This is a genomic window from Paenibacillus paeoniae, from assembly GCF_003388735.1.
Taxonomy (GTDB): Bacteria; Bacillota; Bacilli; order Paenibacillales; family Paenibacillaceae; genus Pristimantibacillus; species Pristimantibacillus paeoniae.
In genome coordinates this window covers 2634570-2650555 of record NZ_QUBQ01000001.1, presented here as the reverse complement: position 1 = coordinate 2650555, position 15986 = coordinate 2634570, and the positions used below count along the sequence as shown (strand labels likewise).

The 15986-nt window shown below is 44.2% G+C and carries 16 protein-coding genes; 7 read left to right on the top strand and 9 right to left on the bottom strand.

Features of this window, described 5'->3' with window-relative positions:
* Position 1: 1 nt before the first annotated feature.
* From DX130_RS12260 to rbsK, 4 genes are read left to right on the top strand one after another with little or no spacing between them, the layout of a single operon-like run.
* Complete coding sequence (locus DX130_RS12260; RefSeq protein WP_116045543.1) at positions 2-2107, top strand: ADP-ribosylglycohydrolase family protein; 2106 nt, start codon at positions 2-4, stop codon at positions 2105-2107.
* A gap of 34 nt (positions 2108-2141) precedes the next feature.
* Positions 2142-3050 (top strand): carbohydrate kinase family protein, encoded by a 909-nt coding sequence (locus DX130_RS12255; protein WP_116045541.1) that lies wholly within the window; start codon positions 2142-2144, stop codon positions 3048-3050.
* Positions 3051-4001 carry a nucleoside hydrolase gene (locus DX130_RS12250; protein WP_116045539.1) on the top strand — a complete coding sequence of 317 codons (951 nt, stop codon included), beginning with the start codon at positions 3051-3053 and terminating at the stop codon, positions 3999-4001.
* Positions 4002-4050: 49 nt separating this feature from the next.
* Positions 4051-4968: a ribokinase gene (rbsK, locus tag DX130_RS12245; RefSeq protein ID WP_116045537.1), complete on the top strand. Its 918-nt coding sequence runs from the start codon at positions 4051-4053 to the stop codon at positions 4966-4968.
* A 165-nt stretch (positions 4969-5133) separates the two neighbouring features.
* On the opposite strand, the gene DX130_RS12240 is transcribed toward rbsK, so the two are convergent.
* Entirely contained in the window at positions 5134-5610 is a 477-nt protein-coding gene (locus DX130_RS12240; protein ID WP_116045535.1) for a hypothetical protein, read from the bottom strand.
* A gap of 261 nt (positions 5611-5871) precedes the next feature.
* Here DX130_RS12240 and DX130_RS12235 point away from each other — a divergent pair, with 261 nt between their 5' ends.
* On the top strand, positions 5872-6489 hold the full coding sequence (locus DX130_RS12235; RefSeq protein WP_116045533.1) for an acetate uptake transporter: 618 nt from the start codon (positions 5872-5874) through the stop codon (positions 6487-6489).
* Positions 6490-6680: 191 nt separating this feature from the next.
* Here the strand turns inward: DX130_RS12235 and DX130_RS12230 are convergent, their stop codons facing one another.
* The 3 genes from DX130_RS12230 to DX130_RS12220 are packed head-to-tail and all read right to left on the bottom strand — an operon-like array spanning position 6681 to position 9652.
* Positions 6681-7784 (bottom strand): saccharopine dehydrogenase family protein, encoded by a 1104-nt coding sequence (locus DX130_RS12230; protein WP_116045532.1) that lies wholly within the window; start codon positions 7782-7784, stop codon positions 6681-6683.
* Positions 7781-9208, bottom strand: a complete 1428-nt coding sequence (locus DX130_RS12225; protein WP_206098795.1) for an MFS transporter — start codon at positions 9206-9208, stop codon at positions 7781-7783. The genes DX130_RS12230 and DX130_RS12225 overlap by 4 nt, the downstream gene beginning before the upstream one ends.
* A gap of 57 nt (positions 9209-9265) precedes the next feature.
* The gene (locus DX130_RS12220) at positions 9266-9652 is read right to left on the bottom strand and encodes a MarR family winged helix-turn-helix transcriptional regulator (RefSeq protein ID WP_240644447.1); all 387 of its coding nucleotides are present in this window, start codon (positions 9650-9652) and stop codon (positions 9266-9268) included.
* Between the two features lie 668 nt (positions 9653-10320).
* Here DX130_RS12220 and DX130_RS12215 point away from each other — a divergent pair.
* Positions 10321-10557 carry a helix-turn-helix transcriptional regulator gene (locus tag DX130_RS12215; protein ID WP_420818520.1) on the top strand — a complete coding sequence of 79 codons (237 nt, stop codon included), beginning with the start codon at positions 10321-10323 and terminating at the stop codon, positions 10555-10557.
* Positions 10550-10876, top strand: a complete 327-nt coding sequence (locus DX130_RS12210; protein WP_116045528.1) for a hypothetical protein — start codon at positions 10550-10552, stop codon at positions 10874-10876. The genes DX130_RS12215 and DX130_RS12210 overlap by 8 nt, the downstream gene beginning before the upstream one ends.
* A 98-nt stretch (positions 10877-10974) precedes the next feature.
* Here the strand turns inward: DX130_RS12210 and DX130_RS12205 are convergent, their stop codons facing one another.
* The 5 genes from DX130_RS12205 to DX130_RS26200 all read right to left on the bottom strand — a co-directional run bounded on the left by DX130_RS12205 (position 10975) and on the right by DX130_RS26200 (position 15931).
* Positions 10975-11340 (bottom strand): GntR family transcriptional regulator, encoded by a 366-nt coding sequence (locus tag DX130_RS12205; protein WP_116045526.1) that lies wholly within the window; start codon positions 11338-11340, stop codon positions 10975-10977.
* The gene (locus tag DX130_RS12200) at positions 11340-11993 is read right to left on the bottom strand and encodes an ABC-2 transporter permease (RefSeq protein WP_116045524.1); all 654 of its coding nucleotides are present in this window, start codon (positions 11991-11993) and stop codon (positions 11340-11342) included. Before DX130_RS12200 ends, DX130_RS12205 begins: the two co-directional genes overlap by 1 nt.
* Positions 11986-12843: an ABC transporter ATP-binding protein gene (locus DX130_RS12195; protein WP_116045523.1), complete on the bottom strand. Its 858-nt coding sequence runs from the start codon at positions 12841-12843 to the stop codon at positions 11986-11988. The genes DX130_RS12200 and DX130_RS12195 overlap by 8 nt, the downstream gene beginning before the upstream one ends.
* Before the next feature lie 813 nt (positions 12844-13656).
* The gene (locus tag DX130_RS12185; protein ID WP_165861240.1) at positions 13657-15468 is read right to left on the bottom strand and encodes an ATP-binding cassette domain-containing protein; all 1812 of its coding nucleotides are present in this window, start codon (positions 15466-15468) and stop codon (positions 13657-13659) included.
* Positions 15458-15931, bottom strand: coding sequence for a hypothetical protein (locus tag DX130_RS26200; protein WP_133297920.1), 474 nt, complete (start codon positions 15929-15931; stop codon positions 15458-15460). Before DX130_RS26200 ends, DX130_RS12185 begins: the two co-directional genes overlap by 11 nt.
* Positions 15932-15986 lie beyond the last annotated feature (55 nt).

Sequence of the window (15986 nt, the reverse complement as noted above, 5' to 3'; positions counted from 1 at the left end):
GATGACGGAGGCAGTTAAGGATTATTCGGAAGCGATCTATGCCGGCGTGTTGGGGAAGATCATTGGAGTCTATCTCGGGAGGCCGGTTGAAGGCTGGGCTTATGAAAAAATTCAGCAGGAGTTTGGCGAGCTTCATTATTATGTGCATGAAGAATGCGGCGTTCCTTTGGTTGTTGCGGATGATGATATTTCCGGCACATTCGGCTTCTTTAAGACCCTTCATGATTACGATTATCAAAATTTAACGTCCAAGAACTTCGGCCAAACATGGCTCAACTATATTATTGAGGACAAAACCGTTCTTTGGTGGGGAGGTCTCGGGCGATCCACGGAGCATACGGCGTTTCTACGTTTGAAAAATGGAGTGGAGGCGCCGATGAGCGGCTCAATCGCCAGCAATGGAACGACACTCGCTGAACAAATCGGCGCGCAAATTTTCATCGATGCCATCGCTATGGCTTGTCCGGATGATCCTGATCTCGCCGTTAAGCTTATTAAGGAATCGGCAAGCGTAAGCCATGACGGCATGGCGGTAGAAGCAGCCTGTTTCCTTGGCGCGATGCAGGCGATGGCCTTCTCGGAGAAAAACCTGGATGTGCTGCTCGACAAGGGCATGGCTTATTTGACCAGCGAACACTTGATTTCAGCCATTCAGGATGTGAGGTATGTTTGCTCACGTGTGAGCGATTGGCGCAAGGTAAGGGAATATATGAATCCCAAATACGGCTATGAGGTGTATCCGGGCTGCTGCCATATCATACCCAACCACTTGATGGTCATTGCGTCACTATTGCTGGGCGGGGATGATTTTCAGAAGTCGATTATGATTGCGTCCTCCGCCGGGTGGGATACCGATTGCAATGCCGGCAATGTGGGCTGTCTGAATGGCATCCGTCTAGGCTTGGCAGGCATAAATCAAGGGGCGAATTTCAGGAAACCTGTCTCCGATTTGATGTATGTTGTGACTGCGGATGGCGGCTCGGTTGTGACAGATGCAGTGAAGGAAGCTCTCAAGATTGTGGAGGCCAGCTATCGTCTGAAGGGACTAAGCTACGACAAGGTGCATAAGAAATATGACTTCTCCTTTAAAGGATCCACACAAGGCTTCGAGCCATGCCCGCAATACGGACATAAAGTGGATGTTGTCCGGTTATCCAATCGGAATGAAACTGCCGCAGATAATGGGCTACTCGTAACGTTCGCTGATTTGGCTAAAGGAACGGTCGCGCGTGTATCCACACCGACCTTTATTGACTTTGACAAGCTGGCCAAAAACTTCTCGACGGTAGCTAGTCCAACGCTTTATTCCGGCCAAACGGTCTATTCGACACTTGTTAATGGCAGCGGAGCAGCTATATGTGTAAGGCAATACGCTCTTTATTATGATATCGACGATTCCATAAAAACCGTCTATGCGGATGAACGAGTGTTAGAACAGGGCGAATCGATTCTGGAATGGGAGATTCCAGATACAAGAGGGATGCCGATCTTTAGATTGGGTTATGAATGGAGTACAGATCAGCGCTTTAATGGAAGCATCGTCATTCAAGATGTCGATTGGAATGGAGCGCCTAGCCGGTTTTATCAAAAAGGAATGATGATGACTTCAATCTGGCATACCCATCCGTTCTGGCTGCAAACCTGGACAAGCTCAGCCAAGCATTTTGCGGCAGATTTCAAATACACATTCTGCATTTCGCATCATGAGAAGAACGGATTGGTCACTATCGGCTCTAGGGACTGGGATCATTATTCCGTGGCTTCCAGACTGTCGTTCAGCCTGCATGACAAGGCAGGTTTGGTGGCTCGAAGCAATGGCCATAGAAGATATTACGCAGCCGTATTCGAGAGCGGCAATCGTGTCTCCATTATCGCGCGGAGGGATGACGATATACAAGTATTGGCCTCCGTACCGTTCCCATATGAAGAGGACAGAATGTATAATGCGAAGTTTACCGTTCGCGACAACCATTTGACTCTGGAGGTAGACGGGCAGCAGCTTGCAGCGGCAAGGGATGAGAAGAGGCTGTATGCTGGCGGTTCTGCAGGTTTTCTGATGGAAGCGGGTACGATGGTCGCGGACGGATTTATCATTGATCGGGTGTAACGTGTGATTTTCATTAAAGTTAGGAGCAATTGCGATGAAATACGTAATCGTCTCAACGGCAGTAACGGATGAAACCTATCAGTACGGGACGACTGCGCCAACGGTCAGCCTTGGCGGAGCGGGCACCTATGGGCTCGTTGGGGCGAAGATTTGGACGGATGACGTTGCGCTTGTAACCGGGGTAGGAGCAGATTTTGTAGAAACTCACGGAGCCTGGTTTGAGACGAACCGTCTCCACACACAGCATCTCATCGTGAAGGACGAGCATACCCCGAAAACGTTGGTCAAGTACTTCGAGGATGGAGAACGGCAAGAGACGCCGGCCTATGGGGCCGAGCATTATCGCAGTATGGAGGCTTCCGCTGCCGACATTGGAGAGGCGCTGCGGCCGGGTGTGAAGGGTATCTACATTTTCAAAGAAGCGGAGTTGGCGTTTTGGGATGAGATCGATGCCTTGAAGCAAAAGTTCGGCTTTAAGCTGATGTGGGAAATCAATGCCGATTCGGCGGATTATGCTTTGATCTCTACGGTAAGACAGATTGCTGAACGAGTCGATATGTTCTCAATTAATAGGACGGAAGCGCAATCACTGCTGCGCAAAGATAATGTAGAAGAAATCATTGCGGAGTTTGCGGCTTGGGATACACCGCTTGTCTTTTTGAGGGATGGCGCCAGAGGGGCTTTTATGATCAGCGGGGAAGAGGTTGTTCATGCGCCTGTAGTGCCAGACTTGGATGTGATTGATGCGACTGGCGGGGGGAACAGCTCCTCCGCAGGTGTTCTATTCGGAATTTGCGAAGGGTATTCGCCTTATGAGGCGGGTATAATCGGCAGTATTTCGGCATCGATTTGTCTGCGTCAAGAGGGAGTGCCGCTAAGGCTGAATGAAGGGTTGCGGCAGGACGCTATAGAGCTGTTGAATAAAATGAGGGAGGAAAACTAAATGACTAAAAAAGTGTTGATCGACTGCGATCCCGGAATGGACGATTCATTGGCACTAATCCTGGCTTGCAAAAGTCCGGAGCTCGATGTTAAAGCGATTACGACTGTCTCCGGCAACTATCATGTAGACGTAACGAGCGTCAATGCGTTGAAAACGCTGGAGCTTATTGGCAGGGAAGATATTCCCGTGGCAAGGGGGCTTGCTAAGCCTTTGGTACGCGCGCTGGCTTCCGATCCGTTCACCCATGGAAGCGACGGCCAGGCTGAAGCTTTTTTGCCGGCGCCTTCTAAGCAACTGGATGATAGTCATGCAGTTGATTTGATCATTGAAACGATCAAAGCTTATCCCGGTGAGCTCTATCTGCTAGCGCTCGGCCCCTTGTCCAATATTGCGCTGGCGCTTATCAAATGTCCGGAAATAAAAGACATGGTCAAAGGGATATACGCCATTGCCGGCGCCTTTGGTTTAAATAAATATGCAACTGCGAACGCCACGGGGGACAATCCGCAAAGCGAGTGGAACGTGTACGTCGATCCCGAGGCCGCGGAAATGGTGTTCAGCTCCGGCATTCCAATGACGGCGATTGGACTTGATGTAGCAACTCATTTTGATGTGAATTTCACGGAAGTAGATTTGGAGAGATTGCGTCAATCCGACAAGGCAGAGGCGGCTTTCTTACTCAACATGATTAACTTTGTTGCAAATCGCGGTTTTGAATCGTATTGCGTGCTCATTGATTCGATGGCGGTTGCAGCTGCAATCGATGAAACATTAATACGCACAATTCGTGGCAGAGTGGGTGTGGAGACGAAGGGACATTTGACGCTGGGCATGACGGTACTGGATACGAGACATCATCATGTCTGGAGCGATCTTCCTGAAATCAATATTGCGGCAGAAGCTGAATATGCCCGATTTAATGAGTTAGTATTGGATCGAATATTAGGCTAGCCTGGGTTTAGCTTTGTATAGTAGAGCTGGCCATAAAGGAGAGTAACCTATGGGAGCAGGTAATATTTTAATCATCGGCAGTTTGAATATGGATCTGGTGCTTCGTGTTCCCTATATTCCACAGGTCGGCGAGACTTTGCTCGGCAGATCCATGGAACGAGTGCCCGGTGGCAAGGGAGCGAATCAAGCCGTTGCCGCTGCGAAGCTAGGGGCGAATGTGACTATGCTGGGCAAAGTTGGCGGGGATGAATTCGGAGCCCAACTCATCACAAATTTGAATCAGGCCGGTGTCCGAACGGAAGGGATCAACCTTGTAGCTGGAGCATCTTCGGGCCTAGCCGTTATTCAAGTGAATGATGAGGGAGACAATAGTATTGTGGTGCTGGCGGGTGCCAATGAACTTTGCAATAAAAATTTCATTTTATCCTATGAGGATCAGATTAAGGAAGCAGAAATGGTTATTTTGCAGATGGAGATTCCCCATAAAGCAGTATATGAAGCTGTTGATTTGGCGAAAAAACATCAGAAGACCGTTATCTTAAATCCGGCGCCCGCACCAGATTCAATTCCCGATCATGTGCTTGCCCAATTGGATTATCTGATCCCAAATGAGACTGAGCTGATGAAGCTGAGCGGGTTGCCTGTTAATACTGTCGCTGAGGCGGAAGCTGCGGCACGGGAATTGCTTGCCAAAGGGGTCAGACATGTCATTGTAACGCTTGGCGGCAACGGAGCTTTGCTGGTGAATGCAAGTGAAGCGGTTCATGTCCCGGCTCGAGCGGTCAAGGCTGTAGATACAACGGCTGCGGGCGACACCTTTGTTGGAGCCTTTGCCGTAGGCTTATCCGAGGGCAAGAGCGTACGTGAGTCCATCCATTTCGCCACAAAAGTGTCTTCAATCGCCGTAACGAGAGCAGGAGCGCAGACCTCGATACCTGAACGCCACGAGGTTGATGCTCTGGTGTAGAAGTAGAGGGAATAGAGGGCAGCAGCCTCTAGCGGATGCAGGAAAAATGCAGTAAATAAGCACCTTCAAGAGATTGAACCATGCTGTAAGATATGGGGATAATCTTGTGGGTGTTTTTGTATGGGCAACAAGAGAAATCGATTCGTGGGGATATTCGTGCACCCGTTAGATCCAATCCGTTGTAAAGGCTAATTTCCACTCTTTATCTTCTCTTTTGAAATGGTAAAATACATTATACTCTTCGATTCTCAGCAAATAGGATCTGGATACTCTAGATATTTCCTTTACTGAAACTGTCATTCCCCCCGACTCGGTGCCAATAAATTCTAACTCATAAAAACCGATAATTACCCTTGGGCTATCCATTCTACTTTTTAGTCCATGAAGATCATCAGCTAGCAACAATGAATGGTACGTTTCTTGATCATTATCCATATATGCAGTTACTAATTTATTGAGCAACCTAACAATCTCAAGCTCATCTCCTGTATATTCTTCTTCATTGATATAAGTTGCCTCCGGCTCCTCTTTAGCAGATGTAATCTCTTGGTTCTGTTCTAATTGGACCTCCTGTTTATGGCTACAGCCCATGACTACTAACAATCCCGCCAAAATGAAACCGATACAAGTTCGTTTTTTCAATGTATTCCCTCCAAACTCGGATTTCACATTTATCGACGTAAGTTCATAAGAAAAGTTGCATAGTTAAAATTTATCCATTTAGACAACCCCGTCCGTTAGTAAATACCTAGCGCAGCCGACGGGAGAACTGTGCATGGGAGTTGCAAAACCAGTATTTGGGCATCAAATGTGACAATATAGATACGGATATATTCAGTTTGTTTGATATGTGATAAAATAGGTCGTTCATTTGTTATTTTTATATCGGAGGCTTCTTAGTTTATGACATCACAGTCGCATCAAAATGTAAAAATGGTAACAGCAGACCCTAGTGCAATTGGATTATTCGGTCTGGCCATCGTCACGCTCGTTGCTTCATCGCAAAAGCTGGGTATCACTTCTGGATTGGGTTATGTTATACCTTGGGCTATTTTTCTCGGTGCATTCGCTCAGCTCTTCGCCTGTATTCAAGATGCCAAGCACAACAACACATTTGGAATGACAGCGTTCGGAGCTTATGCCTTCTTCTGGTTTGGAATGGCATCAAGCTGGTTCATTAAATTAGGTGTTTTTGGTCCGGAGCTTGCATCTGGACTCGATGTGAAGCAGCTAGGCTTCGTCTTTCTTGGTTATCTGATCTTCACGCTCTTTATGACCATTGGCGCCATGGAAACCAATAAAGTGTTGTTCACCATCTTTGTATTAATTGATTTCTTGTTTATTGGTTTGATCCTGGATTCATTTGGTGTAGGGAACGGCGCTTTCCACTCCTTGGCGGCTTACTCTGAGCTGGCCATCGCTATTGTGTCCTTCTACGGATGCGGAGCTGCCGTGTTGAACACACACTTTGGACGTGTTTTTCTACCTGTGGGCGCTCCCTTCAGAATCTTTAAGAAATAATAGTAAACGAACGGTGACCCGTAGAATAGACACTTTTAAAGAAGTGCCTTTCTACGGGTCTTTCTATGTGTTTGAATTTAATATGGGTTTGAATAGATATCTTGATGAGAGCGAATGGAACAAATGAGTACCATCAACTTCAGCAATCCCTTCAAACCGTTTCTTTAGTAAGTGAGCCAGTAATCTGCCAGTTACTGTAGTCTTATCGATGAATTTCCAACATTGACGCGAGAGGACATGCGGGCTATACCGTGCAATGCCTCTTCGAAAAACTCATATTGGAACAACTCTTCAATATGATAGACGCCGTGCGAGAGTTCGGTGGAAGTGTAGAGCTGCTTGGCCAAGGCTGCAGCTACTTTGGCAGTTACCTCGGATTCATGGGAACCCTGCAGGAAGCATTCAGCATGTGCAGGCTGATTCTGTTTTTTGCCGAGAGCATCTACCTTCAATGCATACATGGGCTCTCCTATCTTCATCGATCCGAATAGCTTGACGGCTAAATCTCGTATGAAGGGTATGTTCAGCATTTTAAGACAGCCAAACCTTTTTAGAAGAGCCATTAGTCGGGTCATTGAGGCTTGATCAAAGCAAAGTCGTGTTGAAACGTCTGGAACTTGCAGGGTTCGCGGCAATATATGCTGGTCTGCAAAATTGAATCGATACGCGGTATGGAAACCCAACGTGTCGCCAAAGTTGGTTTTACGACCATCAGTGAAGCTTGAATGATGTATTTCTTTACCTTGCTTCATCGTGCTGAAGTTGCGCCGCAGGTTGTCAATGGTCCATTCGATCGCTGCTTTGCCATGAGAATCTCCTAGCCCCAGCATGAGGGATATGTGAACTTCCTCCGTCGAATCCAGGAGCCTTGAGGCTTGAAGCGACAGAAGGTTAGTTAGTCCAGGTGCAAGACCAACACTAAGGACTGCAGTTGCACCGTTCGAGACAGCTAAGGGATGAAGCCGCTCCACTTGAGACAGGAATCGATAATCAGCGGAGACATCAATGTATCGAATGCCTTGCTGTAGACAGGCTTGAACAAATGCCGTGTTTTGTTGATCCAGACACATGATGACAAGATTAATACTAGATAACAGCTCAGAGTCAGGGGCTTCACGAATATCGATTTCCATCGGTTGAACTCGACCATCCGTAGAACGGCTAAATGCCTCCGCACGCGCTAGCGTTTTTCCTGCGGCAAACACCTTGCCTGGATAGCTAAGGGCGAGCTCTTTGCAGATGATTTGTCCCACATGTCCGTACCCGCCTATAACTACAATTTTATCTCTTTTCATGATGATTCCTCCAACTGTAAGTCATTTTGTTTTTTTTGACGTTCTGAAAAGACACCATATCCCAGTACTGCAAAACACAATAAGCCCATTATGACGCTAACTTTAAAAATCGATCCGAAGTCAGTGTAAGACGGGGGTTGTCCCGTACGCCCGCTTAACATACCGAGACCTAATACAGCGCCCAAAAACATGCCCCCATTGCGTGTTAATGCAATCAAGCCTCCAATCGAACCGGCATGCGTAAGGGGCACTTCCCGCATGATGTAACTGTTGTTGGGAGCAGCCAAGCAACCCATGCCTATCCCGATCAAGGCGAGTACGGTAACCAAACTAAAGGTCGACAGGTCAACGAGGAAATAAGTAAAGATGGTGAGCCCCGTCACGATACAACTTAACCCGATGAACAGAAATAGTTTGAGGTTGAATCGATCCGATAGATATCCTGCAACCGGGCTAGTCACAGCAAATAACAGGGGATAAGCCGTGATGATCAATCCAACATACAAGGGAGTGTATGAGGTCATATGGGATAAATAAAATGGCATGACAACTAAAACCGTGTTAATGAGAAAAAAGGTAATAAAACTTGTTATTAAACCAACGGAAACGGAAGGGATACTTAAAACTTGAATGGGTAAAAAAGGATTGGCTTGACGCGACTCCCTCAGCAGGAAAAGTGCAAGCGCGATGCCTCCCGTAATAAAAGCCAAAATGATGTTGATGGAAAGCCAACCATGAGTATTTACGCTGGATAAACCATAAATCATAGCTGCAATAACAATGAAAAATAACAATGCGCCGACTGGATCTATCGATTTCGGGGCGTAATTGAGACGCTGTATAGGGATGAACCGATAGGCTAGCCCAACTGCTGCGACCGCAACGGGCAGATGGATGAGAAAGAGCCATTGCCAGCTTAACCACTCTGCAATAAGTCCGCCAGCAATCGGACCGGTCATCGCGCCCATAGCGACGACAGAACTCATGATGCCGAGGGCTCTACCTCTTTGTTCTTTCCCATAATAGAAGCTGAGCAATGCGATATTCGTCGCTTGAAACATAGCCGCACCAATCGCTTGGAGAATTCGAAAGAACATTAGGACATATACGTTGGGAGATACAGCGATCAGGATCGTGCTTAATGTAAAAAACAAATATCCTAAATTATGAATAAGGCCATGCCCATAACGATCTCCCAGCTTCCCCATAATAGGCAGAAGTGCTGTGATCACAAGCAAGTATGAAGTCGTAATCCATTGAATACTGTTCAATGGACTTTGGAAAATCGTCTCCAAATAAGGCAGCGATACATTCACTATGCCAGCTGTAAAATGAGACATAAAGGCTCCCAGGCAAATCGTAATTAAAAACCAAAAGGCCTGTTTCTCTGTCACTTTTAACTTGGATTGCTCAGTGGGGATCATACAAAGCTCCTTTCACACCTATTTAGTTTATTTACTAAACTAAATGGTCAAAAAAATTTATTTGCTCAACATGTCGTTTAAAATGCTAATGCTCTTTTCGAATATTTTGATCTCTTGTTCGCTGAGCTGCGATCTTAGCTGATCGTAGAATGAGAAGTGCACGGCTTCGTGCGCTTTATAAGCCTCCTTTCCGATTTCAGTGAGCGATAGGATGGAGCTTCTTGAATCATGCGGATGTGGCGAGCGCATCACTAGCTGCTTGGCTTCTAGACGATCAACAAGCTGTGTAATCGCACCCTTCGTCACGCCAAGTCGGGCTGCGAGCTCACTCATGAGTACGGCCCCATCGTAACCGATGGCATCTATGGTATGGATCTCGCTAGGCGTCAAGTTGCCCGCGCTGCCGAATGTATGCGGTTGACGCTCCAGCCGTTTAAGCTGCATGATCAATCGCCCTAAGTTTTTGCTCCCTTGGTTTATTTCCTGGTTTGGGTAATTCGATTCGTTTGTCATGAGGATAGTTTAGTATATAAACTTTATTTCGTCAATCAGCCGTATCAGTCGAGGTCAACAAATCCGACCATTTCCTTCCTATTATGGATAAGTGAAATATATTCGTTGAATAAAATGTGGCCAGCGAGTAAGTTTTGAGTCAGTAGACTGCTCTGAATATTCAAGCCTTCATAAACATTAATGAACCGGAGATGAAGGGCATCGTTCATCCGTATAATGGGATGCATTGATTGTAGAAGGGAGTACAGGGGGACATTTCAGGCTGCCTGACTTCAAAGACTCTTCTCAGGCCACTTCTACCTGGATGGAGAGTCATCGGGATTTGTGGGGGCGGCGATAGGATGAAAGCTGTTAAGCTGATTGACGCAACAGAGATTGTCCAACTCGGCAAGTCAGATAGGTACAGCTATTTCTATGGTCGCACCAAATAATTGCTTTACGGCAGTGCATTTCAGCCAATTAAAAGCGTAGATTCAGAACCGTAAGGTCTGGGTCTGCGTTTTTTTTTGACTGTACGGCAAGATCGATAAAATAAAAGTATAAGTAAACTTTACTTTTTTAAAACTATACTTTAAAATAATGTTGGAAGGAGATGACAAATTTTGAAGAAAAGTACCGATTGCATTATGAACAAAGTTTATGAGTACAGGGTACTTAAAAAAATGTCTCAGAGCGAGCTGGCAGATGTTGTTGGCGTATCGAAACAAACTATATTTGTTATGGAGAAAAATAACTATATTCCATCACTGTTGCTGGCTTATCGGATTGCGAATTTTTTTGAGGTAAGTATCGATGGAATTTTTACATACACAAAGGGAGGAAATAAAGATGTATAAACATGTGGATCAATGGCTGGCCGTTTCGGACAATTTTAATTTGTTTATCGGAATTCTTTGTGTTATTGGCTTTGGAAGCGCGATTATGTACACCATTTTTCTGAACAAGATTGGCAAGAAGGATGAATATAGTCTGCAGATCCGGCTTAATGTGACTAATAAGATGTTTATAGCACTCCTCGTTTTACTAGTAGCGGCCACCTTTCCGGATGGATCGGCAGTGTATTTCAAACAACTTATTTATTCTTGCGGCGTTTTAACGATGCTGGTGGGAGCATTATCATCAGGTTATTACTATTACAGGGACTTTAAAAGTTAAAGTGGAAAGGCTGATAGGAAGCAACAGCAAAGGTCGAGCCTCCATTCAAGGAAGCTCGACCTTTTACCAATGACCGTGATGCACGCAATAGCATGTTCTCAATAAATGTTTTTCATAAGCTGGAATACTTCCTCGATCGTCAGGCCATAGGATTTGTAATAATCAATATCAATAGCCATTTGCTTTAAAATCATTTCATTGCGCTTTTGAAGCATCTCATCAGGGGAGAGCTCGGCAACAAAACAGCCTTTGCCCGTCACTGTATAGATCAACTTCAGCCGTTCCAGCTCTTCCCACGCTTTCTTTACCGTAATGATACTGACGCGAAGCTCTGTGGCCGCTTGCCGTATCGGCGGTAGGCTGTACCCGCTCTCCAGCTCACCCTTCAATATTTGAGCGCTGATTTGCTCGAAAAGCTGCTGATAAATCGGTTTTTCCGATGTATTCGAAATTGCGATATTCATTACATTTCCACTTTCTCAAACCGTTTGTTGGCAATATGATAAGCGATAAACGTAAATAGCGCAAATATGACGATGCCTGCAAGCAAGATTAACAGGTGAACACCCGTGTTTTCGGTACCAGCGCCTTTGAACAGATCAAACACATACGAGTTTTGCAAAGCAAGCCATTCGGCGCTTCCAGCAAACAAGATTGCACCTGTATTCGCTGCAAATGCCGCCGCACCGTATTTATACGACGTCTTATAATACATGGAGATGAAAATCAGGTTGAAGATCGCCAGCATGATGAAGCATAGTCCCCAGAAGCCAAAGGAAGGCTTGAAAAAAAGGTACACCATATCTGGATACAAACGCAGCGTGAACACGCCATAGATCATGGCAACAACGATATGCAGCAGCTCCAGAATGACGATAAAGGAGACTCTTGCTTTCACCATATCTCTTTTTGTAACCGGCATGATGCTAGTGAAGATCAGATCGTTCTGGCTCTTATACCCTCCGAACATATTCGGAATCGTAATGAAACAGAAGTAGAGGATGACCAGGAAATATAGCCACCCCGGAATAAGCATCAACGCGCCAGTCAAAAACGGCAGTACGTAGAAGAAAGGACTTACGCCAATCTTGAATTCTTTCATTAACAAGTTATACATCTTGCAGACCCTCCTTCCTAGAGCAATAAATCATAATCTCCTCCAGATTCGGTATCGCTGACTTCACATTCATAGACGGATCAAAGTCCTTCGTATGAATCAATCCGGTGAAACCGAATGAATTGGTTTTGTAGGAAATGAGCTGATCCTTGACCAGATCCAGCTGCTCCTTCTTGCCATTAAGCAAACGATACGAATCTACAAATTCTTCTTTCTCCGCACTCTTGATGATTTCTCCGTTATGAATGAAGGTGATGTAATCTGCACATTTCTCCAGATCGGATGTGATATGGGTGGAGAAGAGGATACTGATCTCGCCGTCCTGCACCAGCTCTCGGAAAATATCCAGCAGATTGTCCCGGGCGACAGGATCGAGTCCGCTAGTTGGTTCATCCAGAATAAGTAGCTTCGCGCCATGCGACAGAGCAATGGCCAAGCTGTATTTGACCTTCATACCGGTTGATAACTCGGAGATTTTTTTGTCCTCGATCAGGTTGAACTTCTTCAAGTACTTATAGTAGGTGTCGTCATCCCAATTTTTGTAGAACCGCTTGATTACATTCGTTAACGTCTTGACCTTGTTGCGGGTATAGAAGTTGATATCTCCAAAGGCAGAGCCAATCTCCTGCTTCAATTCAACCTCGTGCTGAATCATGTTTTTGCCCATCATATGAATTTCTCCGCTATCCATCCGGATTAAATTCAGAATAGCCTTGATGGTCGTTGTTTTTCCTGCGCCGTTGGCTCCGATGAATCCCATGATATAACCCTTTTCCAATTGGAAAGAAACGTTTTTGAGATGGAAATGCTCATATTTCTTACTTAAGTTACGAATATCTAAAGCCAGCATGTGGTTCCCTCCGCTCCAAAATTGTGTATGTTGTGTATGCACAATATACCACCGAAGGAGATTGGCTGTCAATTCCTGTTCAAAAAGATATTTTTCCTGTTCTTCAATATAGTCTTAATAAGGATAGTAAAAACCCGTAAGGCTCTCACAAGAAGTGAGGAGCTTACGGGTTTTGTTCATTTCATTACATACTGTCGGAAAATGGTTTGGAATTAATTTCCACAGCAATTTCCATATTCGGTGTGTGTGTATACACAAGTATAAGTGCCGCTAGAAGTATCCACACAACGTCTGAAAACATTACGATAAGAGATTCTTTGAGACGACGTACAAGTGCTGGAAGTTTGACATTCCCAGCTGCCGTAGCAGTTTGTATGTGTATCCTGACAAGCCATAGTTTTCACCTCCTTTCATGTCAACTCGTCGTGAACGTATCAGCTCTGATTTATGATCCGATTTAAATCATGGATGGAATGAATAATACCGCAATCTTGAATGACTCTATTATTGTTCAACCTGTATAGGAAGGGGGTAGCAAAAACCTTATGAACATTTCTTTGTTCATCCGGGGACAAAGAAAGGATCGGAAAATTTGGCTGGAAGTGATGGGATAGTTCTCTGTTTTCTTCCTGGTTTCCATCCGTAAATAATTGAACATAGCCTGGATACGTATTGAATGCTGGAATTAGAGTTGGCAGCATATCAACACAGGACTTACAGGTCAACGAGATATAGGCTAGCAGAACCGGGTTATCACTATTGGGATGTAGCAACGTGATTGATTCTGGTAAAAAATCACCAATTTTATACTCGTTATCGAGCAGCGTATTGCGTTGGAACAGTTCCTTGAAGTTGATTGTCCCCATTAGTATTCACCTCATTGTTTTCGTGTGTAGTCATGAACATCCGATAATATCTTCCTTCAGCTAGAATAAGCTCTTGATGTGTTCCGATCTCTGCGATTTCTCCATTGTGCAAGACAATGATTTGGTCAGCCATCTGACAGATAGGCATTCGATGTGTGATGAAAAGAGTAGTCTGCCTATTCCATTTTCGATTTCTAATAACGGAATTCATAATCGATTGTTCGGTTTCTGGATCTAGCGCAGAGGTAGCTTCATCTAACAATAGAAGAGGTGAATCCTTGTATAGGGCTCTGGCAATTGCAATCTTCTGCCATTGGCCTCCAGATAGCTGTCGAGATCCAATGAATTCCAAGCCAAGTATCGTTTCTTTTGAAACTTCATCAGGGAATAGCTCAGGGTATTTTTCCGAAAGCTCAATTAACTTTTTTTCAGATTCTTTCGATGGAGAATCCAAAATAACATTTTCCTCCAACGAGATTGGATATCGGACAAAATCCTGTGAGACCATAGTCATCTGGTGAATGAGACTAAGGTGATTGATATCGTTTATGTCAGTGTTATTGATATAGAGGGCCCCAGGCGTTACATCATATAACCCAATTAAAATTTTGCCTAAAGTAGACTTTCCAGAGCCGTTTTCTCCTACAATTGCTATGCAATTACCTGCTTTAATATTTAGATTTATATTTTTAATAACGGATTTATCCGTCGTTGGATATTGAAATGTGAGATCTTTTATTACAATTTCTTCAATGGGAGAAGCCAACTTAATATCATGAGCGTGTAATGTGAAGGTAGACGGAAAGTATTTTGTAATAAACTGTTGAAGCTGGAGACTTGTCAGGTAGGTTTGTTTGACTCTTCCAAAATATTGTCCAATAGCAAATAATGTGGATTGAAGCATGGCAACTGCGGTAGTAATAGCTATGTATTGACCTATTGTTAACTCGGCAGCGATAACACTTCGTACTAAAAGAATCTGGATAACGACAAAACCCAGAGGTTCGATGATTGCAAAGAGAAGTCGTTTCATATAAATTTTTTTCTGATGATTAATTTCCCATTTAATTGATTTTAGAGAAATGTTATCCCACTTTCGTAAGAAAAACGATTTGCTTTGAAAGATTAAGAGCTCCTTTTGGGCTAGGGGTCGTACTAATGTCTCGAACAACATTAGCTTCTCTCTAGACAATTGGCTTGTGTTCTCTGTATATGAATGATTTAATTTCGATATTTTGATTTCATTTAAGAAATGAGGCAGACAGTAAAGGGTCACAATAATTGGTAAATACCATATATAGTTGATTAGTATAATGCTATAAGTCAGAAATAATATAATTTGATGAGCAAATTGGATGAAAGTAATAATTAAGTTGGATATTGAAAAAAAAGTGCTTCGAAGAAAGTTGAAATCATTTTGGTACTGAGGCGTTTCTAACTTTGTTACCGTTTTTAAATGAATCAAATCAATTAACTGATACTCCAGAAGTCGGTTCATTTGGATGGTCATTTTTTGTTCTAGGTACTGGCGAAATTGCTCCATACAAAGCTGAGTTAGCTTGAGTAGAAGCATGATAACAATTAATTGAACAATGAATTTGTAATTATTATGGCTATTTGTGAATGCATCGAAAAACTGTTCAGTCAATTTAATGGTATAAGCGGCAGTCCCAATTAGAATGACTGATAACAAGCTTAGTATGGCAATTGTCCAGTATGAGCCTGATAAGACCCTGCGAATAATGCTGTTAAGATTCATGAACACCATTGAAACACGGGAGGATCGGTTGACAAGTTTCTCTTAGCAATTGATGGGAGCCTATATTTTGGCTGGAAACAATACGTCTGGATGCATCCACTGCATATCCCCATGGAACGGAATTAGACTGCAGATGCTTTACCATATCTTGAATGGAATACTTGAATACGCGTGCACGACCTTCAAAAGCTTGTTTAATAACCTGAATATTCTCCTCTGTGCTGTCTATTAAAATGACGACGTTAAGTGTGGGATAGTGACCGGTGTACTCATCCAGTGCTTCAAGCGCATCTGCACAAATCTCGCAGCTTGTACTTATTAACATGAGTAGGAGATGATCAGTGACGAGCGGATGGAGGGATTGCGGTGGATCTGATTCTATTAGTGTGATGTCGGGTATCTCGGAGTTGACTGGGAGCTTTTTCATTTCGTTAGACGAATGGGAAAAAGTACTATTAACCATGATAACCTCCTAATAAATCCATTATCATACATTATTATTGTTTAAGTGGATTCTA